The sequence below is a fragment of the Xanthomarina sp. GH4-25 genome (assembly GCF_045363175.1).
In the GTDB taxonomy this organism is placed as follows: Bacteria; Bacteroidota; Bacteroidia; order Flavobacteriales; family Flavobacteriaceae; genus Xanthomarina.
This window is the reverse complement of record NZ_JBJFLO010000007.1, coordinates 153,598-174,420: the sequence shown is the minus strand read 5'-3', so window position 1 is coordinate 174,420 and position 20,823 is coordinate 153,598. Positions and strand designations below refer to the sequence as shown.

Here is a 20,823-nt window from a genome sequence, read left to right as displayed (position 1 = left end):
GAGATTCGTTAATAATGGCATGAACTATTCCTGTTTAACTATTAATAATCTTCTCTTGATGATTAATAGATTCTTGATGAACAGCCTTAAAAACACGTAAAATAAATTCTTCGCTTAAGTTCTTTTCTTCCCCTTGAAGAATCATTTTTCCAAGAATTTCATTCCATCGCTTTGTCTGCAAAACGGCTACGTTATGAGACTTTTTAAGTGCTCCTATCTCGTCGGCTACTTTCATACGTTTACCCAACATATCAATTAACTGATGATCTATCACATCAATTTGTGTACGCATCGTATTTATTTTATTTTTAAACTCTGCAGCTTCTCCAATTTCTTTTCTAATACGTAAATCTTTTGTGTATTGAATAAGCGTTTCTGGTGTGATTTGCTGCGAAGCATCGCTCCAGGCTTTATCTGGAGTATGGTGTGTTTCTACCATCAAACCGTCGTAATTTAAATCGAGAGCTGTTTGGCATAAATCGAAAATTATATCTCTTCGTCCTGCAATATGAGAAGGATCTAAAATAAGTGGTAAATCTGGAAAACGATTTTGTAAATCGATTGGCAATTGCCATTCGGGATTGTTTCTATATCTTGTTTTTTCATAAGTTGAAAAACCTCTATGAATAACGCCCAAATTATTGATTCCTGACGTATGAAGTCTCTCTACAGCTCCTAACCATAGTGCTAAATCTGGATTTACAGGATTTTTAACCAAAACAATTTTATCTGTTCCTTTTAGAGCTTCAGCAATTTCTTGAACTATAAAAGGACTTACCGTTGTTCTGGCTCCAATCCATAAAATATCTACATCATGCTGCATGGCTAAATCTACATGATTGGCATTGGCCACTTCTGTAGAAATTAACAAGCCTGTTTCTTCTTTGGCTTTCTGTAGCCATTTTAAACCTAAAGCGCCAACACCTTCAAAATTTCCAGGTCGTGTTCTTGGTTTCCAGATTCCTGCTCTCAAAACAGTGGCATCACTATTTTTTAATTGATGTGCAATAGTTAAAACCTGTTCTTCTGTTTCTGCACTACATGGTCCTGCTATCACTAGAGGATGATCTAAATTGAAAGCATTTAACCAATTTCTTAATTCTTTTTTATTTTCCATAATCTATTTATTATTTAGGTCTCGACTGCGCTCGACCTGACACTATTCTTTTTTAGGCGATTCCATTAAGGATATCTTTGATATGATTGGTGTTTTCCATCTCATTAAATATGTCGTCGAAATTATCAGCTTCCATAAACTCCTTAAATTTAGTCAGATTGTTTATATACTCATCTAAAGTTTCGATGACATTTACTTTGTTTTGCTTAAAAATGGGTGTCCACATGTGTGGTGAACTTTTTGCTAACCTAACTGTTGAGGCAAATCCACTACCAGCCAGATCAAAAATATCGCGTTCATTTTTTTCTTTTTCAATCACTGTCTTACCAAGCATAAATGCACTGATATGAGACAAATGCGACACATAAGCAATGTGTTTATCGTGTGCAACTGGATTCATATAGCGCATATTCATTCCCATAATTTTAAAAATGGTTAAAGCACGTTCTTGCAACTTAAAAGCTGTTTTTTCTATTTCACAAATAATGTTTGTTTTGTTTACAAACAGGCCTTCAATGGCAGCTTTAGGTCCAGAAAATTCGGTACCAGCAATGGGATGCGTTGCTAAAAAATTTCTGCGTTTTGGATGATTTTCAACAGCTTTACAAATACTTACTTTTGTGGATCCAGCATCAATAACTAAGGTGTTATCTGAGACTTTATCTAAAATTTCGGGTAACAAAGTTTCTGTAGCATCTACTGGAATGGAAACGATAACCAAATCTGCTTGATTTAAATCTTCAAAAGTTGCTTTATGGTCTATAATTTTCAAGGATAACGCTTCATCTAAATGGGCTTCGTTTTTATCAACGCCATGAATCATTATTTCTGGATTTAATTTTTTGACATCTTTAGCGATACTTCCTCCAATTAATCCTACTCCTATGATATATATGTTTTTCATATTATTTAATTCTTGCAATTGCTTCTTCTATAGCTTCTGTTGTGGCACAAAGAGAAAACCGAACATAACCTTCTCCTTGGCTTCCAAAAATGGTTCCTGGCGCTATAAAAATGTCATGTTCTTTTAGTAATAAATCGATGAATTCTTCAGATTTTAAAAACGCTGGAGTTTTTGCCCAAACAAATAATCCGGCTGCATCTTTATTGTAAGTACAGTTTAAACCATCGGCTAATTGCCAAATTAATTTACGTCTTTCTTCATATACATTGTTCAAACTTACATACCATAATTTAGAGCATTTTAAAGCTTCTATAGCGCCTTTCTGAATACCATAAAACATACCTGAATCCATGTTGCTTTTTACTTTTAACACATGATTTATATACTCTGAATTCCCTAAAACCATCCCCACTCTCCAACCAGACATATTAAATGTTTTGCTTAAAGAGTTCAGCTCTAAACAAACATCTTTAGCTCCTGGAACACTTAAAATACTTCGTGGTGAATCATTCAAAACAAAGCTATAAGGATTATCGTTTACAATTAAAATCTGATGCTTTTTTGCAAAAGCAATTAATTCTTCAAAAAAAGCTTCCGTTGCCAAAGCTCCTGTTGGCATGTGTGGATAATTGGTCCACATTATTTTAACGTTGCTTAAGTCCTGTTCTTCAAGTTTTTTAAAATCCGGCAACCAATTTTCATCTTCATTTAAATCATACAAAACAGGTTTAGCTCCAACTAAGTTTGTAACTGACGCATAGGTTGGATACCCAGGATTTGGAATAAGCACCTGATCTCCTGGATTTAAAAAAGCCATTGATATATGCATAATTCCTTCCTTACTTCCCATTAGTGGTAACACTTCTGTTGTTGGACTTAAATGCACTTGAAATTGGTCTCTATAAAAAGACACCATGGCTTCGCGTAATTCTGGTAAGCCTTGGTAACTTTGATATTGATTAGCTGATGCATCCTTTAAACTTTCACATAATGTGGTTATTACTTTTTGTGGTGGTTGCAAATCTGGACTTCCAATCCCTAAATTAATGATTGGTTTGCCATTAGCTTCTAGCAATCTTACTTCTCTTAATTTTCTGGAAAAGTAGTATTCTTCAATGGTTTGCAATCTTTGCGCTGCTTCAATCATTGTTTTGTGTTTTATATTCGCCTAATATTTTAAAGTCTTCTGTCATGATTTCCATGATGGATATTGCCTTCACATAATCCTCAAAATCATTAAATGTCACATCTACAAAAAAGGCATATTTCCAGGGAGTTTCTATTTTTGGCAGAGATTGTATTTTGGTTAAGTTTAATTTACAATCGCTCATCACATTTAACATGGTTGCCAGACTACCTCTTTTGTGTTCTAATTCGAATTTTAAAGAGGCTTTGTTTCTTTTATTCTCTGAAATTTCATGATTTTCTCTTTTAACAATAACAAATCGTGTTTCGTTGTGCTTAATGGTCTGTATGCTTTCTGAAATAATATTTAATTCAAATAACTGAGAGGCTAGTTTACTCGCTATTGCAGCTACTCCTTTTAAATTTTTACTTTGAATTCGTTGTGCAACTTCAGCTGTATCTTTATCTTCTATAAGTTTGATATGAGGGTGTTTTTTAAAAAATTCTTTGCATTGCAATAAAGCCATTGGATGCGAATAGACCTCAACAATATCATTGATATCCTGATTTGGAAGGGCCATTAAATGATGTTGCACATCTAAATAATGTTCTCCAATAATCTGCAAGTTATGTGTGTCAATTAAAGCATAATTTGGAATAATAGACCCTGCAATTGAATTTTCTAAAGCCATAACTACAGCATCTGTTTTCCCAGCAATCAAGCTTTGTACAGCTTCATCAAAAGTTAAACATTCTTTTACAGTTACTTGGTTTCCAAAATATTGCTGAGACACAATATGATGGAAAGATCCAATTACTCCTTGTATGGCTACTGTTTTTATCAAAATTATTTTTCTAATTTGAGTTTTTATCAAAAAAAAAGTCCCGATTTTCATCGAGACTTTTTTAACATGTATTATTATTTATTAAAATTACACATACAGCGTCTCGTTTCTTCTGTTAAAAAAGAAATAATACCAATTGTAATATGCAAAATTTGATGTTGCTTTCATAATGTGACCGCTAATGTAGCCAATAAATTGAAAAAACAAAATGTAAAGACTATTTTTTAATTAAAAACGTTACTAAATAGTTATTTTTACAAAAAAATCGAAGTCTTTTATGTCTATTCAAGTTGAAAACATCACAAAAATTTACGGTTCACAAAAAGCATTAAATAATATTTCCTTTAAGGTGAATAAACCAGAAATTGTTGGTTTTTTAGGTCCGAATGGTGCAGGAAAATCGACCATGATGAAGATTTTAACCACCTATATTGATGCTTCTGAAGGACAAGCAAAAGTGAATAATTTTGATGTAAACACCAACAAACAAAAGGTGCAACAAAGTGTTGGGTATTTACCAGAGCACAATCCCTTATATTTAGAACAATATGTTAGAGAATACCTAGATTTTAATGCAAAAGTATATGGTGTTACCAAAGAACGTATTGAAGAAGTGATACAGCTTTCTGGCTTGAAACCAGAAGCTCATAAAAAAATTGGACAACTCTCTAAAGGTTATAGACAACGTGTTGGTCTGGCAAATGCTTTATTACACAATCCGGACGTGTTGATTTTAGATGAACCCACTACTGGTTTAGACCCAAACCAATTGGTTGAAATAAGAGGTTTGATAAAAAATATTGGAAAAGAAAAAACTGTTTTTCTTTCTACCCATATTATGCAAGAAGTTGAAGCCATGTGCGACCGAGTAATTATTATTAATAAAGGTGAAATAGTTGCAGATAAAAAACTAAAAGAACTACGTGATGGACAAGAACAAATTGTTGTTGTAGAGTTTGATTACAGAGTGGAAGACGCTTTTTTATTAAACTTACCAAATGCCAAACAGGTTATAAATACGCACGATTTTACTTATGAAATTACGTTTTCAACAACCGAAGACATGCGTTCTCATGTGTTTGATTTTGCCCATGACAACCAATTAAAAATTCTTCAGTTGAATCAGAAAAATGTGAGCTTGGAGAGTTTGTTTAGAGAGTTGACTAGCAACTAGTTTAATCAAAAATGAGTTCTCCAGTATAAAATTGTTCTACCTCAACTATTGGTGGGTTATTTTTAGAAATTACATCTCCAGTACCTCGTAATTCTCCTTCTAAAGATTGTTGCGGATTTACAATCATATCGTTACTCCCTCTATGATAGATAGTCACTTCTTGTGCTATTAAATTAGCTGCTTCAAAACGTCCTGTTCCTGAGAAAAAACCAACATAAAGCTTATTTGTTTCACCAGAAATATAAAATGAAGAGAGGTTATTAGCTGTTACTTTTAAATTATTACTATTTACTTGCAGTCTAAAATCACCCATGGTAAAGGCTCCTTCTGAATTAAAATCCTCAGAAAACAATTTTAAGTTATTATAGTTTAAAACACCATCCGAAGAGATGTCAAATTGTGTCGAGCTCCTTATGTCTGTAATATTTGGCGCAGACACATATATTTTAGTTGGCTCGTAGTCACGAACAAAATTACACGTATTATTATCTATTAATTGTAATTGATTGTCAATAACAACTACCTCAACATCATTCATTAAATTTTCTCCTGTTTCAATTAAAACATGAGTTTCAGGAGCGTCTTTTAATATTAATTCAATATTTCTATTTACGTATATTTTCTCAAAATCGCCAACTGTCACTTCTTTCTGAATGATGTTTCCTGATTTTTGAAAACAATCATTAGCATCTTCGCTATCACAAGCAAAAAGACATCCTATAATAAATATGTAAAGTGTTTTTTTCATTTTTTACAATCTGATTCCTACACCAAGCTCTACTGCTTCTGCTTTGGCACCATGAGACTTTAAAGTTAATGCTGCAAATATTTTCTCTCCAAAATAACGTTTCAAACCAATTCTTAAATACGTTCTTCCTTCAAAATCGTATGGGTAATATACGTAGTAACCTACTTGCGTAACTAAAGACATTTTATTAATAAATAATTCGTGTCCTGCAAAAACACCAACACGCTTATAATCTTCATCTCCAGAAACATGTTCTTCTGGAAAGGAAACCGATTTATAATAAATTAACTCCTTTAAAAACATAGAAAAGAAGACATCTGTTCCTAATTGCAAAGCACTTTTTCGAGATAAACGTTTGTCGGCATAAGCCGAAAGGATATAGAACGGATATTGTCCACTTCCTATCACATCACTTTCATTAATCCCACTTCTAAAAACCACGTTGTATTTTATTGGCTGAGTAAATTTTTCTTTGGTAACTGTATTAATAAATTCTGGATCTGCTTCATCTAAATTATATGTTACACCAACATTAAAAGCAATGGTATTAACACTAGTATTAGGTGCTTTTACATTGGCATTGGAATAATGTAATAATGAAAAACCTGCCTGTACGCCGAATCTATTAAAAATGCGTTCTTTTTTATAATTAAGCATTAAATAGGTTGCACTTAATATAGTAGATCCAAAAGCCACATTTTTATGATTTTCAACTTTATCGTATGGATTTGTATTATAAGCCAAACCTTGACCAATACGCAACATTAAATTGCGCTTTAAGAAATAAAAATTATAATGAGCATAAAGCGAATAGTTATTTCCTAAAACATCGTTTTTTAAATCTTGATAGGCAAAAGACACTCCCCAATCTGGATAACCATAACGCTGTTCCCAGTCTTTTTCACCAAACGATTTTTTGTTCCAGCTTAATATAACTCCTTCAGGATGTCCTTTAATTAAATGAAGAATATCGTTATTGTGTAAAGCAATATTTCCAGTAAAATAATTAACATCGAAATACGATTTGGTTTGCTTTTCTTGTGAAAAAACAAATCCGAAACTTAAACATAAGAAGTAGATAACTAATTGCCTCATTTAGATTATTTGTGAAGCAAAAATAGCAGAATATTTAAAATACCTGTGATGCAATGGCTTTTATATTATCACTTTTTCCCATAGAGTAATAATGAAGCACAGGAATTCCAGCTTTTTGAAGCTCTTTAGATTGTTGAATACACCACTCAATACCTAATTGTCTCACTTGCTCATTGTCTTTACATTTTACAATTTCCAATATTAATGCTTCAGGTAAATCCACATGAAAACGATGCGGAATTAAATTCAGTTGTTTTTTGGTTGCAATAGGCTTTAATCCTGGTATAATAGGAACTGTAATACCTTCTTTTCTACATTTTTCTACAAATTCGAAATACTTCGCATTATCAAAAAACATCTGTGTAACTATATATTCTGCACCATTATTTATTTTCTTTTTTAAGAAATGTATATCACTATCCAAGCTTGGTGCTTCCATATGTTTTTCAGGATATGCAGCAACGCCAACACAGAAATTTGTTGCTGAAGAATTGAGTAGCTCTTCATCTAAATACACGCCTTTATTTAACTCTGAAATCTGGGAGACTAACTCACTTGCATAATTATGGCCTTCTTTTTCGGCTTTAAAATAGGTTTCTGTTTTTACGGCATCGCCACGTAAAGCCATGACATTATTGATTCCTAAGAAATCTAAATCAATTAAAAAATTCTCGGTGTCTTCTTTAGTAAATCCACCACATAAAATGTGTGGAATGGCATCTACATGGTATTTATTTTGAATGGCTGCACAAATACCAACCGTTCCTGGTCGCTTTTTTACCACTTTTTTCTGCAACAACCCATTATCAAGCTCTTTGTAAACATATTCTTCACGATGATAAGTAACATCTATAAATGGAGGTTTAAATTCCATTAAGGGATCGATATTATCGAATATAGATTGTATATGCTGCCCTTTTAATGGTGGTAAAATCTCGAATGAAAACTGGGTGTTTCCATTGGCTCTTTTTATATGTTCTATAACTTTCATATTTAATCTGCTAAATTAGGACGTAACCACTTTTCAGCTTCGTCTTCAGTAATACCTCTACGTTTTGCGTAATCTTTTATTTGATCTTCTTTTATTTTTCCAAGCCCAAAATATTTAGCTTCCGTATTGGCAAAATAATAACCACTCACACTTGCTGCCGGCCACATGGCTAGGCTTTCTGTAAGTTCAACTCCAATATTTTCCTCTACATCTAAAAGTTTCCAAATAGTTTTCTTTTCTAAATGATCTGGACAAGCAGGATACCCAGGAGCCGGACGAATACCTTTATAGTTTTCTTTAATTAAATCGTCGTTGGTTAAGCTTTCGTCTTGTGTATAATTCCAATAATTGGTTCTTACTTCTTTATGTAAATATTCTGCAAAGGCTTCAGCCAATCTATCGGCCAATGCTTTAACCATAATGGCATTATAATCGTCATGATTTTTTTCAAACGCTTTTGCTAAAGCTTCTGTTCCAAAACCAGTTGAGACACAGAAACACCCCATATAATCTTGAATTCCTGTTTCTTTTGGCGCAATAAAATCGGCCAAGGCCAAGTTTGGTTTTCCGGATGCTTTTTTTGATTGCTGACGAAGGGTTAAAAATGTGCTTACAATTTTTCCATTTGAATCCTGAATTTCAATATCATCATCATTGACTGTATTTGCCAGAAACAACCCAAAAACAGCTTTCGCCTTCAAGAGTTCATCATCAATAATACGCTTAAGCAAAAGGTTAGCATCTTTAAATAATTCTCTGGCTTGTTCGCCAACAACAGCATCTTCTAGAATATTTGGATAACGACCATGTAAATCCCAGCTTCTAAAAAATGGACTCCAATCAATATAGTCTTCTAATTTTCTTAAATCAAAATCTTCAAGAACCTGAATACCTAATTGCTTTGGCTTTACTATTTCTGTAATGTTCCAGTCAATGCGAAAATTGTTTTTTCGTGCCTCCTCAATCGTCAAGTATTCTTTTTCTCTGGTTCGTTTTAAAAATTGATTTCTAAACTTTTCGTACTCTTCTCTAATTTCTTCTTTAAAAACACCATTATCTTTCTTTAATAAATTCCCAACGACTGTTACAGCACGTGACGCATCATTAATATGCACTACAGTATGCTTATAATTTGGTGCAATCTTAACAGAAGTATGTGCTCTAGAGGTTGTGGCGCCACCAATAATTAAAGGAATATCTAAATTTTTCTTTTCCATTTCTTTAGAAACAAAAGACATTTCATCTAAAGAAGGAGTAATTAAGCCACTTAAACCAATGATGTCCACATTCTCTCTAATGGCCGTTTCTATAATTTTTTCTGGCGCCACCATGACACCTAAATCTACAATCTCGTAATTATTACAACCCAAGACTACACTCACGATATTTTTTCCAATATCATGTACATCGCCTTTAACCGTTGCCATTAAAATTTTACCTGCAAATTCTTGTTTCCCATCTTTTTCTGCTTCAATAAATGGTTGTAAATAAGCAACGGCCTTTTTCATAACTCTTGCAGATTTCACCACCTGTGGCAGGAACATTTTTCCACTTCCAAACAAATCGCCAACAACATTCATCCCTATCATTAAATGGCCTTCTATGACCTCAATTGGCTTCGATGAAGCTAGTCTGGCTTCTTCAATATCTTCAATAATAAAAGTGTCAATTCCTTTTACTAGAGCATGTGTGATTCTCTCTTGCAACGGATGCTCTCGCCATTCTAAAACCGTAGCCTCTATATCTTTTTTATTTCCTTTTACTGTTTCGGCAAAATCTAATAAGCGTTCGGTGGCGTCTTCTCTTCTATCGAAAAACACATCTTCTACCAACTCTAACAATTGGTTATCAATCTCATCATAAACCTCTATCAAAGCAGGATTGACGATCCCTAAATTCATTCCATGTTGAATGGCATGATATAAAAAAGAAGCGTGCATGGCTTCGCGAACTGTATCATTTCCTCTAAATGAAAAAGACACATTACTTACGCCTCCTGACACATTCGCATAAGGAAGGTTTTCGCGAATCCATTTGGTAGCCATGAAAAAATCCAAAGCGTTTTTTCTGTGTTCTTCCATGCCTGTGGCAACAGGGAAAATATTAGGGTCGAAAATAATGTCTTGTGGAGGAAAGTTAACTTGGTTAACCAAAATATCATACGAACGTTTACAAATTTCTATTCTGCGTTCGTAAGTATCAGCTTGACCTTTCTCATCAAAAGCCATGACAATGACAGCTGCTCCATAACGCTTTACCAATTTTGCATGATGAATAAATTCAGCCTCACCCTCTTTTAAACTAATTGAATTCACAACCGATTTCCCCTGAACCACTTTCAATCCAGCTTCAATAATCTCCCATTTGGAGCTATCAATCATAATCGGAATTCGAGCAATATCAGGTTCAGAAGCAATAAGATTTAAGAATTTGGTCATCGCAAACACACCATCCAGCATGCCTTCATCCATATTCACATCTAGAATTTGAGCACCACCTTCCACTTGATGCCTGGCAACCTCCAAAGCTTCGTTATAATTCCCTTCTTTAATTAATCGAAGAAATTTTCTAGAACCTGTTACATTGGTTCGCTCACCAACATTAATAAAGTTGCTTTCAGGAGTTACAACTAGTGGCTCTAATCCTGATAATGTTAAATACTTTTGGTGTTTGGTATTTAATGTTTGGTATTTGGTATCACTCATTACTATAATTTGTTTTTGAAATAGTTAATGAATCCGTTTAGTAATTTCTTGCAGGATGTTAATTGCTCTAGAATTACATTTAATTGTTCTTCAGAAATGTATTCTAAATCGAATGCAAGATATATCTGTGTCTCTAATTCAAACAAAGAGCCTTTTGCTATATACAAAAACTGAATAGTTTCTTTGTCTGATTGCCTTCCTATACTTTCAGCTATATTTGAAGGTACCGAAACCACACTTCTATTAATCTGATTTGTTAAACTATATAATTCTGTATTTGGAAAGTGCTTAGTTAGTTCATAAACCGATTTCACCAATGCTCTTGCAAATTTCCAAACGTCTAATTCCGTATAATTTTTCATTATTTATATTTTTCTAAACACTAAACACTAACAACCATTCTTGGTTTATAATTTTTAGCCACATCTGCAATGGCTTTAATGTGCTCCGGATTTGTACCACAACAGCCACCAATAATATTAATAAGCCCATCTTTTAAATAATTTTCAATCAACACTTGCATTTCTTTGGGTGACTGGTCGTATTCCCCAAAAGCATTTGGCAAACCTGCATTTGGATGTGCCGATGTGTAAAACTGTGTTGCATTTGACAGTCTTTGTAAATATGGTTGCAGCTGTTCGGCTCCAAGAGCACAATTAAACCCAACACTTAGTAAGGGGATATGAGAAATTGAAGTTAAAAATGCCTCAACGGTTTGCCCAGACAGCGTTCTTCCTGATGCATCTGTAATGGTTCCAGAAACCATAATTGGAATATCGATGTTGCGTGCTTCTTTAACCTCATCAATGGCAAACAAGCAAGCCTTAGCATTAAGTGTATCGAAAATAGTTTCAACCAAAAGCACATCAACACCTCCATCAATCAAAGCTTCCACCTGTTGTTTGTAAGCAATTCTAAGGTCATCAAAAGTGACTGCTCGAAATTCGGGTCTGTTGACATCTGGAGACAAACTCGCCGTTCTATTTGTTGGCCCAATACTTCCAGCTACAAATCGGGGTTTTTCAGGATTTGCCTTGGTGAAATCATCTGCTACTTTTCTTGCTATTTTAGCCGATTCAAAATTAAGCTCGTACACCAAATCTTCCATGTTATAATCTCCCATAGCAATGGTAGTTCCTGAAAAGGTATTGGTCTCTACAATATCTGCCCCTGCTTCAAAATACTTTCTATGCACCTCGGCAATAGCTTCTGGTTGCGTCAAGGAAAGCAAGTCGTTATTACCTTTTAGCGAGGTTGGGTAATCCTTAAAGCGTTCACCTCTAAAATCTTCTTCAGAAAATTTATAGCGTTGCAACATGGTTCCCATGGCTCCATCGAGAACTAGGATTCTTTTTTGTATTTCGTGTGTTATGTTACTCATATTTCTATAAATTTTAATTGATACAATCTTATTCCTTCGCTATAAAATCACTCGAATGGACGTAAATATTAATTTAAACTGTTGGAAAGCTTCACGATGTCTGAAAACAATCCTCTGGCTGTCACACCCTTCCCTGCTCCTGCACCTTGAATCACCAAAGGGAAGTCTTGGTAAGACTCTGAATAAATTTCAAACACAGAATCTGCACCTTTTAATTGTCCGATAGCTGAACTTTTTTCTTCCGAAACCAGTTTCACTTCCAAGGTGTTTTTAATAACATCCAATTCGCCAACATAACGCAATACTTGATTTTCTAAAAGCTGTTCTTTTAACAAGTGAAACGGGACATCTAATTCCTTGCTTCTACTAATAAATTGATGAACCGTTGTTTTACCATTAAGTGTTTTAGGCACTAAAGATTCTACTAAAACATCATGGAATTCCGTTTTTAAATGAAGCTCTCTAGCTAAAATCAATAATTTCCTAGCCACATCATTTCCTGATAAATCTTCTCGTGCATCAGGCTCTGTTAAACCTAACTGATTTGCTTGTTTTAAAATTTCTGAAAAAGAAATATTTTCAGAAGAAAACGCATTAAAAATATAACTTAAGGAGCCTGAAAACACGCCACGTATTTTTTGAATTTGCTCACCAGAATCATACAGTCTTTTAACCGTTTCAATAATTGGCAAACCTGCACCAACATTGGTTTCGTATAAAAAGGACTTATGATGTTTTTTTAATGTGAGTCTCAATTGTTCGTAAAAATCAAAACTTAAAGTATTCGCTACTTTATTTGCCGACACAATATGAAATCCGTTTTCAATTAAAGGCACATAATTCTGCACAAAATCTTTGCTTGCTGTCGCATCAATAGCTACTAAATTCTGAAAATGATGTGTCTTCACATAACTAATAATATCTTCAATTTTATAAGGAATCGAAGCCTTTTCAAAATCAGAATGCCAAGAATTTTCAATGCCAAATTCATTGAAAAATGCCACCTTAGAATTTGTAACAACAGGAATATGAATGTCTAAATTCTGCTGGGCTTGTAATTGCGACTTGGCAGCTTGAATTTGATTAATTAAGGTACTGCCAACATTCCCTATTCCGAAAATAACCACATGTAGGCTTTTACTGTTTGACATAACCTGTTTCTTTATTTTTGTTAATAGATGCAAAAGCTTGACTTAAATCGTTTATCAAATCTTCAGCCTCTTCAATCCCACAAGACAAACGTATCAAGGAATCTTTAATTCCTGACTGCAATCTTTTTTCACGAGGAATAGAAGCATGTGTCATTTGTGGTGGATGGCAAAGCAAACTTTTTACGCCACCAAGGCTTTCTGCCAGTTTGAAATAATGGGTGTTTGTTACAAAGTGGTTGGCTGCTTCTTGCGTGTCTTCTTTTAGAGTGAAAGAAACAATTCCTCCAAACAAACCGTTTTGCTGACGCTTCGCTATCTCATGATTCTTATGAGATACCAATCCTGGGAAATACACTTTTTCAACAGCATCATGGTTCACTAAAAAGGCAGCAACTGCAAAAGCATTTTCGCATTGTTTTTTAAAACGCAACTCTAAGGTTTCAATACCTCGAATGGTTAAAAAGCAATCCCAAGGCCCCAAAATGCCACCTGAAGCATTTTGAACAAATTTTAATTTTTCAGATAATTCTTGTGTTTTAGTCACTACCAAACCAGCCACTAAATCTGAATGACCTCCAATGTACTTGGTGCCACTATGGATAATAATATCTGCTCCAAGAGTTATAGGTTGTTGAGCAATAGGGCTCGCAAAAGTATTATCGACCACTAAAAGGGCATTCACACTCTTGGCAATCTTAGATATTTCCTGAATATCAGATACTTTTAAGGTTGGATTTGTTGGAGATTCAATCCAAACCAACTTTGTTTTGCTGCTAATAACATTTGCTACATTTTCAGCATCTGTAGTATCTACATAATGTACTTTAATCCCTAGTTTTTCGTACACATGGGTAAATAAACGATAAGCACCCCCATAGATGTCGTCTACAGCTACAATCTCATCGCCAGCAGATAATAATTTTAACACAGCATCAATAGCTGCCAAGCCAGTAGCAAAAGCAAAACCAGAATGTCCTCCCTCTAATTGAGCTACCACGTTTTCTAAAACTTGACGTGTTGGGTTGTTGCTTCGTGCATAATCAAAGCCTTTGTTTACTCCAGGAGCATCCTGAATAAAAGTGGATGTTTGGTACACTGGTACCGAAATAGCGCCTGTTAATGGATCGCTTGGAATGGAATGAATAATTTTTGTTGCACTCATTTTTCTAATTTTTTTTGAGTTAATAATGAGTGCTATTTGCAGAACAAGATAAATGGAGTAAAAAGCATTTTTTTCGCTTATACTTCAAAATAAAAATTAACAATAGCGATGCTATTCTGAATTTTTCTTTCTTGTCTAATCAAAAAATCTATCTGTTTCCTCGTCATCAATCTCGCTCAACAAATAGCACGATTAAACCAAAAGTCAAATGCGTCTTTGCAGACGTACCTAATAGAAAAATGTTAAAAAGAAAATTGAAATAACAGATGAGTCATTTCGTTTTAGTTATCTATCCAATAAATCGATAAATGAATCGATCATTAAGTAGAATGTAGCACCTTCTTAATTGCTTAAGGGTTGCTAAGGCTTCACAGGGTCTAATCCCTCCACCTTTCTTGATAACATTTCAGTAAGTTTTTGAACTTTGTGAGCACAAATATAGCATCAGAAAAATTTAATATCCAAATATTTTGGGAAAAAAAGTTAATTTAATTTGCCATCCATTTAATTTTTCTACATTTGCAATTCAAATATCAAGAGGAAAAATTTGTCTGATTGCAACCTCTATAAAAAAATGCTAAAGCAGTAAAAATCTACTCCTCTAGCAATAGCAATCCGATATTTTTTTCATACATTAATTAAATATTAAAACAGGAATATATGTCTTATTTATTTACTTCTGAAAGTGTTTCAGAAGGACATCCAGACAAAGTAGCAGATCAGATTAGTGATGCTTTGATTGACAACTTTTTAGCATTCGATAAAGACTCTAAAGTAGCTTGTGAAACCCTTGTTACAACAGGACAAGTCGTGCTAGCAGGTGAAGTAAAATCGAACACCTATTTGGATGTTCAGAAAATTGCCAGAGATACCATCAACAAAATTGGCTATACAAAAAGTGCTTATATGTTTGACGGTAATTCGTGTGGCGTTTTTTCTGCAATTCACGAACAATCTGATGATATCAATCGTGGTGTAGATAGAGCAAGCAAAGAAGAACAAGGTGCAGGAGATCAGGGAATGATGTTTGGTTATGCCACAAATGAAACTGAAAACTACATGCCTTTAGCTTTAGATTTAGCACATAGAATTCTTATTGAATTGGCTGCTTTACGAAGAGAAAATAAAGACATTACCTACTTAAGACCAGATTCTAAAAGTCAGGTAACGATTGAATATAGCGACGATAATGTCCCACAACGTATTGATGCCATTGTGGTGTCTACGCAGCACGACGATTTTGTCAAGCCAAAATCAAACTCTAAGAAAGCTGTGACTGCTGCCGATGAAGCCATGTTAGCAAAAATTAGAAAAGATATTGTGGATATTTTAATTCCACGTGTTATTGCTTCTTTACCACAAAATATTCAAGCCTTATTTACAGACAACATAAAATACCATATCAATCCAACAGGAAAATTTGTAATAGGTGGCCCACATGGAGATACCGGATTAACAGGACGAAAAATTATTGTCGATACCTATGGTGGAAAAGGGGCTCATGGTGGAGGAGCTTTTTCAGGAAAAGACCCTAGTAAAGTAGATAGAAGTGCAGCCTATGCTACCAGACATATTGCAAAAAACTTGGTTGCTGCAGGTGTTTGTACAGAAGTATTAGTTCAAGTTAGCTACGCTATTGGTGTTGCAGAGCCAACTTCAATTTATATTAACACTTTTGGAACCTGTGAGTTTAATTTAACCGATAGTGAGATTGCAGAAAAAGTAACTGAACTTTTCGATATGCGTCCAGCTGCAATAGAAAAACGTTTAAACTTACGCCAACCAATGTACAGCGAAACAGCTGCTTATGGTCATATGGGAAGAAAAAACGAAGTCATTACTAAAACTTTTGAGCAAATTAACGGTAGAAAGAAAAAAGTAGAAGTAGAATTGTTTACATGGGAAAAATTAAATTATGTAGAAAAAGTAAAAGCGGCTTTTGGGTTGTAAAACCTTTAGTTGTTTATTTTATAAATTCCCATTCAAAATTAATATTAATTTAATCAAACATACAAAAACCAGATTTGAGTTCATATAAGCGCTGTAGTTTTTATCTACAACAATATACAGGATTAACTTCGTTGATCCTGCTTGACACTTTTGTAAAATGAAAAATCAAACTGCTACTGCAGTTTCTTTTTTAGTTTTATAAAATATGCTTTTGAGTGAACTCACGCATATTATTTAAAACAAAAAAAATCCACACTTCCGTGTGGATTTTTCGAGTTAAAGTGGGGAGAGCAGGATTCGAACCTGCGAAGACGTAGTCAGCAGATTTACAGTCTGCCCTCGTTGGCCGCTTGAGTATCTCCCCAAAACCGAGTACAAATATATTATAGTTTTTAAATTATTTTGTAAAAATCTTTTACTTTTTTATTCTTAAAACACAAAAAAACTCATAATGACTTCTTTAGTGAGTCATTATGAGTTTTTAATATTAATTTAAAAGTTCTCGCTACAATTTTTTTCAAAAAAAATTACTCGAACTGACGATGCTCAGATTTTTTGGTTTCTAATCCAATCCTCCTTTACGTTCTGGCGAACGTGGCTCTGGCCAGGTACGTTGTTCTCCTGTTCTAGAATTTACTGGTAATATAATTTTCTCGGTTGAGGTTCTGTTAGGATCTTCGCTAGCCATATATACCAGAATAGCTGTTAAAATAGCATTGCTTCTTACGTCGTCAAACACAATTTTATCATAGGTATCTCTATTGGTGTGCCAAGTATAATTCCAGTAAGACCAGCTTAATGAACTTAAATTAAAAGCCGGAGCTCCTGCTGCCAAGAATGAGGCATTATCAGATCCTCCTCCACTTGGAGAACCAGGAAAATGAGTTTCAATATGTTTTGTAATATCTTTCGGCACAGCCTCCAACCATCTGGATAAATATTCGTAAGAATGTAAAAAACCTGCTCCTGATAGGTTCACCACACGACCAGTTCCGTTGTCTTGATTAAACATGGCTTGCGTATTATTTACAATCTCTGGATGATCTTCAACAAATGCTCTAGAACCATTTAAACCTTGCTCTTCGCTTCCCCAATGTCCAACCAGAATAGTTCGTTTTGGATTAGGATATACTTTTTTAAGGATACGCATGGCTTCCATCATGACTAAAGTTCCGGTACCATTATCTGTGGCTCCTGTGCCTCCATCCCAGGAATCGAAATGTGCTGAAAGAATGACATATTCGTCTGGTTTTTCTGAGCCTTTTATTTCTGCAATGGTATTTAACGTTGGTGCAACTCCTAAATCTTTAGATTCTGCTACAATTTTAACTACTGGTTTATTACCATATTCTGCCAATCTATAAAGCATGGTATAATCTTCAAGTTCGATATCTACTGTTGGAATTTTTTTAGTTCTGGCACTAAATATTTTATTAGAACCAAAAGCTTTAGACCAATAAGATGTAATAATACCAGCTGCACCTGCTGCTTCTAAAGCTTGATTTATTTCTCTTCTGCCATAACCAGTACGTTCCATATTCGCACGCCATTCTTTCTCTAATGCATCTCTTTCACTTTTCATTTTTGCAAAAGATTCTTCAGTAGCAAATTCTTCCCAGTTATAATCTGGACGCCCTGTTGCTTGATATATAGACGTCATAACAAATTTGCCTTTCACGCTTTTCATCCAATTTTGAAACTCTAAAGAATCTTTGACAGTTGGAATAGTAACCACTTCAGCTGTAACACCTTTTGGTCCTGTACTAGGATTCCAAGCTAGCTGCATACCATCTAAAGATTGTACACGAGGTTCTAACATATCAATATGTGTAATGCCTCTTTCCCAGGCTTTCCATTCTCCCCATTGCTCATTTCTGGCCGAAATCCCCCATTTGCTATATGTATCTACTGCCCAATCGTTGGCTTGTTGCATTTGTGGTGTACCTACAAGACGTGGTCCAATAACATCCAATAACTCGTGAGCTAAAATCTCTAATTGTGAATTATTGGTAGCTTCTTCAATAATGTTTTTTACTACTGGATCTTGTTCCTGTGCTAGGAAACTCATGTGGTTTAGCAATAAAACAAATGCTAAAAGGTATTTAAATGTCTTTTTCATATTTCTCTGGTTTGGATTAATTTTAAGAGTTAAACAAATTACAATTTTTTCTTTAAACATATTTTCATTTTAAAATGATTTTCAAAAAAATGTATCCATAAAAAGTCCGTTTGATTATTTAAAACATCAAAAAAGTTCTTCCATGTTATTCAGTAAATCCAATTTGTTAATTTGATTTTATATTTTTGATTATCCATTCTCGGTTAAGATAAAGTTAATAAAAGAGAAATTTTATGGTACAAGAACGAATATGTCTAATTTAACTCCATGCAAATAAAATCTAAAGCCCTTATTGCTGGAGCTATCATTGCTCTAATAGCCTTAACTACCATGCAAGGTTATCTAACCTTTAACACCTTTGATTTAAGAAAAAAGAGCTTTGCTGTTGAATCTAGGACAAAAATTGGGGGTATCGTTAGTACGAGTTATGTCGATTCTTTATCCTGGTATTATAGGATGGATTTTGTAAAGAAAATTCCAGATTATAAGACTGGAAAAATTACTAAAGATGAGTTGCTTTTAGAATTAGAAAATGCTGCTAAAGCAAGAAACGTAAAGTTTCTAGACTACTATAATCAAGGCAAATCACATTTTGATTTAGATGAACGTGTTTTATTTAAAAAAGAAGCATCAACCATCCAACTTATTGATAAAAATGGGAATACTGAAGACCTTTTAATTGAAAACAAAGATGAGCCCATATTCTTGCTTGGAACTGATTTTATAAATGATGACGGTTTATTAATTAATAATTGGAATTGGACCTTTGATGAAGATTTTATTAATTCAGATCAAGAATTAGAGAACATTGTTATTAAATACAGAGCAAGTCTGTATATGAAAATTTTGGACTGGGACAAAATTATTCTAAAACAGCTTCTCTTACTCTTTTTTATTGCTTTTTTACTTTTTGTTTTTGTGATTACTCTAGTAACTTATTCCATAAGAAACCTATTCAAGATCAAGAGAATATCTGATATTAAAACTGATTTTATTAATAACATCACACACGAGTTAAAAACACCTCTAGCAACTTTATCTATTGCAACTAAAACATTAACCAATAAATTTGCAAAAGACAATAAAGAGATTGCTCAAGATTCAATAGATACTATTAACCGTCAAAATAAAAGGCTCCAAAACTTAATAGATCAAGTAGTAGATAACAGCCTAGGTTATAATGATATTGACCTAAATTCTGAATCCGTTATTCTTTCTGAATTTATTACTGAAGTTTGTAATGATTTTGCTTTAACAACCCCAAGTAACATTCAGTTTTTAAGAAGTATTGAAAAAACAAAAATAGAAGTTTCTATTGATAAATTTTACTTAAGCACTGCTATTATAAATATTTTAAATAATGCCATTAAATTTGAGGGAACAGTTATAAAGTTAACTTACAGTACTATAGACAATTGGCATAGGATAACAATTAAGGATAATGGCATAGGTATTTCCAAAACAAATAAAAAACTTATCTTTGATAAATTCTTTCGAGTGAGTGAAAAGAATACACATGATTATAAAGGTTTAGGTTTAGGCCTTTACTACTGTAATCAAATTGTTAAAGCTCACCATGGAATTATAGATGTTGTAAGCAAATTGAATGAAGGCTCAACATTCTATATAAAAATTCCTATAGATCATGGAAAAGAGAATTTTATTAGCTGATGATGATATTGATTTTGGCACAACCCTTAAAAAGTATTTAGAACTTAACAAGTTTGAAGTTGTTTGGGCAAAAGATGGCGCAGAAGCTTTAGAAGTGTTTAAAATGCATGCTTTTGACATATGTATTATTGATGTTATGATGCCAAAAATGGATGGCTTTAAATTATCTAAAAAAATTTCAAAAAAAAATCCAGAAACACCTTTCCTATTTTTGACTGCTCGAAAAACTAAAGAAGATCGAATAAAAGGATTAAGTTTAGGGGCCGACGATTATATCTCAAAACCCTTTGAGGTAGAAGAACTCATACTTCGTATTAATAACATCATTAAAAGAACCAAACAACAGAAAACCATAACTTTAGATTCTAAAAAAAATGAGCTTATTGAGATTGGTAAATACATTTTCGATATTGATAACCTCTCACTAAGTATTAACAATAAAACAACTAAAATAACCGAAAAAGAAGCACAGCTTATTTTCTTTCTAAATAGTAATAGAAACAAACTTATTCCACGAGAAGATATTTTAGAAAAAATTTGGGGGCAAAACGATTTCTTTTCTGGCAGAAGCATGGATGTTTTTATTACCAGAGTTAGAAAGCGTTTAAAAGATGATAAAAACATTAATATTAAAAGCGTAAGAGGCGTTGGTCTTGAATTTCTAATAAATGATTAAACGTTATAA

General features: G+C 33.6%; 17 protein-coding genes, 1 tRNA gene and 1 riboswitch. Of the genes, 4 read left to right on the top strand and 14 right to left on the bottom strand.

The annotated features are described in order from the left end of the window. Positions 1–34 precede the first annotated feature (34 nt). The 4 genes from ACI5KZ_RS11835 to ACI5KZ_RS11820 are packed head-to-tail and all read right to left on the bottom strand — an operon-like array spanning position 35 to position 3,991. The gene (locus tag ACI5KZ_RS11835) at positions 35–1,117 is read right to left on the bottom strand and encodes a bifunctional 3-deoxy-7-phosphoheptulonate synthase/chorismate mutase type II (RefSeq protein ID WP_109309730.1); all 1,083 of its coding nucleotides are present in this window, start codon (positions 1,115–1,117) and stop codon (positions 35–37) included. Between the two features lie 52 nt (positions 1,118–1,169). Continuing rightward, on the bottom strand, positions 1,170–2,021 hold the full coding sequence (locus ACI5KZ_RS11830; protein ID WP_406847731.1) for a prephenate dehydrogenase: 852 nt from the start codon (positions 2,019–2,021) through the stop codon (positions 1,170–1,172). A 1-nt stretch (position 2,022) separates the two neighbouring features. Next, positions 2,023–3,168 carry a pyridoxal phosphate-dependent aminotransferase gene (locus ACI5KZ_RS11825; protein WP_406847730.1) on the bottom strand — a complete coding sequence of 382 codons (1,146 nt, stop codon included), beginning with the start codon at positions 3,166–3,168 and terminating at the stop codon, positions 2,023–2,025. Then, on the bottom strand, positions 3,161–3,991 hold the full coding sequence (locus ACI5KZ_RS11820) for a prephenate dehydratase (protein ID WP_406847729.1): 831 nt from the start codon (positions 3,989–3,991) through the stop codon (positions 3,161–3,163). The genes ACI5KZ_RS11825 and ACI5KZ_RS11820 overlap by 8 nt, the downstream gene beginning before the upstream one ends. Positions 3,992–4,268: 277 nt before the next feature. Here ACI5KZ_RS11820 and gldA point away from each other — a divergent pair, with 277 nt between their 5' ends. Continuing rightward, complete coding sequence (gldA, locus tag ACI5KZ_RS11815) at positions 4,269–5,165, top strand: gliding motility-associated ABC transporter ATP-binding subunit GldA (protein WP_406847728.1); 897 nt, start codon at positions 4,269–4,271, stop codon at positions 5,163–5,165. Between the two features lies 1 nt (position 5,166). On the opposite strand, the gene ACI5KZ_RS11810 is transcribed toward gldA, so the two are convergent. The 8 genes from ACI5KZ_RS11810 to ACI5KZ_RS11775 form a co-directional block, all read right to left on the bottom strand. Next, positions 5,167–5,913 carry a head GIN domain-containing protein gene (locus ACI5KZ_RS11810; protein WP_406847727.1) on the bottom strand — a complete coding sequence of 249 codons (747 nt, stop codon included), beginning with the start codon at positions 5,911–5,913 and terminating at the stop codon, positions 5,167–5,169. A gap of 3 nt (positions 5,914–5,916) precedes the next feature. Further along, the gene (locus tag ACI5KZ_RS11805) at positions 5,917–7,008 is read right to left on the bottom strand and encodes an acyloxyacyl hydrolase (protein ID WP_406847726.1); all 1,092 of its coding nucleotides are present in this window, start codon (positions 7,006–7,008) and stop codon (positions 5,917–5,919) included. A 34-nt stretch (positions 7,009–7,042) separates the two neighbouring features. Beyond that, positions 7,043–7,999, bottom strand: coding sequence for a methylenetetrahydrofolate reductase [NAD(P)H] (gene metF / locus ACI5KZ_RS11800; protein WP_406847725.1), 957 nt, complete (start codon positions 7,997–7,999; stop codon positions 7,043–7,045). Between the two features lie 2 nt (positions 8,000–8,001). Further along, positions 8,002–10,704 (bottom strand): methionine synthase, encoded by a 2,703-nt coding sequence (gene metH, locus ACI5KZ_RS11795; RefSeq protein ID WP_406847724.1) that lies wholly within the window; start codon positions 10,702–10,704, stop codon positions 8,002–8,004. A 2-nt stretch (positions 10,705–10,706) separates the two neighbouring features. After that, on the bottom strand, positions 10,707–11,066 hold the full coding sequence (locus ACI5KZ_RS11790; RefSeq protein ID WP_406847723.1) for a four helix bundle protein: 360 nt from the start codon (positions 11,064–11,066) through the stop codon (positions 10,707–10,709). A gap of 20 nt (positions 11,067–11,086) precedes the next feature. Further along, positions 11,087–12,085, bottom strand: a complete 999-nt coding sequence (locus ACI5KZ_RS11785) for a homocysteine S-methyltransferase family protein (RefSeq protein ID WP_406847722.1) — start codon at positions 12,083–12,085, stop codon at positions 11,087–11,089. Positions 12,086–12,153: 68 nt separating this feature from the next. Next, on the bottom strand, positions 12,154–13,236 hold the full coding sequence (locus ACI5KZ_RS11780; protein WP_109309739.1) for an aspartate kinase: 1,083 nt from the start codon (positions 13,234–13,236) through the stop codon (positions 12,154–12,156). After that, entirely contained in the window at positions 13,223–14,398 is a 1,176-nt protein-coding gene (locus tag ACI5KZ_RS11775) for a PLP-dependent aspartate aminotransferase family protein (RefSeq protein ID WP_109309740.1), read from the bottom strand. The genes ACI5KZ_RS11780 and ACI5KZ_RS11775 overlap by 14 nt, the downstream gene beginning before the upstream one ends. A gap of 282 nt (positions 14,399–14,680) precedes the next feature. Next, a riboswitch (SAM riboswitch) is annotated at positions 14,681–14,803 on the bottom strand. 255 nt (positions 14,804–15,058) lie between these two features. On the opposite strand from ACI5KZ_RS11775, the gene metK reads away from it, so the two are divergent. Continuing rightward, entirely contained in the window at positions 15,059–16,348 is a 1,290-nt protein-coding gene (gene metK / locus ACI5KZ_RS11770) for a methionine adenosyltransferase (protein ID WP_109309741.1), read from the top strand. A gap of 282 nt (positions 16,349–16,630) precedes the next feature. Here metK and ACI5KZ_RS11765 read toward each other — a convergent pair. Continuing rightward, a tRNA-Tyr gene (locus ACI5KZ_RS11765) sits at positions 16,631–16,712 on the bottom strand. 198 nt (positions 16,713–16,910) lie between these two features. Next, the gene (locus tag ACI5KZ_RS11760) at positions 16,911–18,467 is read right to left on the bottom strand and encodes a M20/M25/M40 family metallo-hydrolase (protein ID WP_109309742.1); all 1,557 of its coding nucleotides are present in this window, start codon (positions 18,465–18,467) and stop codon (positions 16,911–16,913) included. 267 nt (positions 18,468–18,734) lie between these two features. On the opposite strand from ACI5KZ_RS11760, the gene ACI5KZ_RS11755 reads away from it, so the two are divergent. Together ACI5KZ_RS11755 and ACI5KZ_RS11750 are read left to right on the top strand one after the other, a co-directional pair. Further along, positions 18,735–20,138 (top strand): sensor histidine kinase, encoded by a 1,404-nt coding sequence (locus tag ACI5KZ_RS11755; RefSeq protein WP_406847721.1) that lies wholly within the window; start codon positions 18,735–18,737, stop codon positions 20,136–20,138. Next, the gene (locus ACI5KZ_RS11750; RefSeq protein WP_406847720.1) at positions 20,113–20,814 is read left to right on the top strand and encodes a response regulator transcription factor; all 702 of its coding nucleotides are present in this window, start codon (positions 20,113–20,115) and stop codon (positions 20,812–20,814) included. Before ACI5KZ_RS11755 ends, ACI5KZ_RS11750 begins: the two co-directional genes overlap by 26 nt. Positions 20,815–20,823 lie beyond the last annotated feature (9 nt).

Excerpts from the sequence above, each read along its gene's own strand:
- metH (WP_406847724.1), bottom strand. The coding sequence starts at position 10,704 with ATGAGTGATACCAAATACCAAACATTAAATACCAAACACCAAAAGTAT.
- ACI5KZ_RS11810 (WP_406847727.1), bottom strand. The coding sequence starts at position 5,913 with ATGAAAAAAACACTTTACATATTTATTATAGGATGTCTTTTTGCTTGT.
- ACI5KZ_RS11830 (WP_406847731.1), bottom strand. The coding sequence starts at position 2,021 with ATGAAAAACATATATATCATAGGAGTAGGATTAATTGGAGGAAGTATC.
- gldA (WP_406847728.1), top strand. The coding sequence starts at position 4,269 with ATGTCTATTCAAGTTGAAAACATCACAAAAATTTACGGTTCACAAAAA.
- ACI5KZ_RS11825 (WP_406847730.1), bottom strand. The coding sequence starts at position 3,168 with ATGATTGAAGCAGCGCAAAGATTGCAAACCATTGAAGAATACTACTTT.
- ACI5KZ_RS11775 (WP_109309740.1), bottom strand. The coding sequence starts at position 14,398 with ATGAGTGCAACAAAAATTATTCATTCCATTCCAAGCGATCCATTAACA.
- ACI5KZ_RS11805 (WP_406847726.1), bottom strand. The coding sequence starts at position 7,008 with ATGAGGCAATTAGTTATCTACTTCTTATGTTTAAGTTTCGGATTTGTT.
- ACI5KZ_RS11835 (WP_109309730.1), bottom strand. The coding sequence starts at position 1,117 with ATGGAAAATAAAAAAGAATTAAGAAATTGGTTAAATGCTTTCAATTTA.
- ACI5KZ_RS11755 (WP_406847721.1), top strand. The coding sequence starts at position 18,735 with ATGCAAATAAAATCTAAAGCCCTTATTGCTGGAGCTATCATTGCTCTA.
- ACI5KZ_RS11785 (WP_406847722.1), bottom strand. The coding sequence starts at position 12,085 with ATGAGTAACATAACACACGAAATACAAAAAAGAATCCTAGTTCTCGAT.
- metF (WP_406847725.1), bottom strand. The coding sequence starts at position 7,999 with ATGAAAGTTATAGAACATATAAAAAGAGCCAATGGAAACACCCAGTTT.
- ACI5KZ_RS11790 (WP_406847723.1), bottom strand. The coding sequence starts at position 11,066 with ATGAAAAATTATACGGAATTAGACGTTTGGAAATTTGCAAGAGCATTG.
- ACI5KZ_RS11760 (WP_109309742.1), bottom strand. The coding sequence starts at position 18,467 with ATGAAAAAGACATTTAAATACCTTTTAGCATTTGTTTTATTGCTAAAC.
- ACI5KZ_RS11780 (WP_109309739.1), bottom strand. The coding sequence starts at position 13,236 with ATGTCAAACAGTAAAAGCCTACATGTGGTTATTTTCGGAATAGGGAAT.
- ACI5KZ_RS11750 (WP_406847720.1), top strand. The coding sequence starts at position 20,113 with ATGGAAAAGAGAATTTTATTAGCTGATGATGATATTGATTTTGGCACA.
- metK (WP_109309741.1), top strand. The coding sequence starts at position 15,059 with ATGTCTTATTTATTTACTTCTGAAAGTGTTTCAGAAGGACATCCAGAC.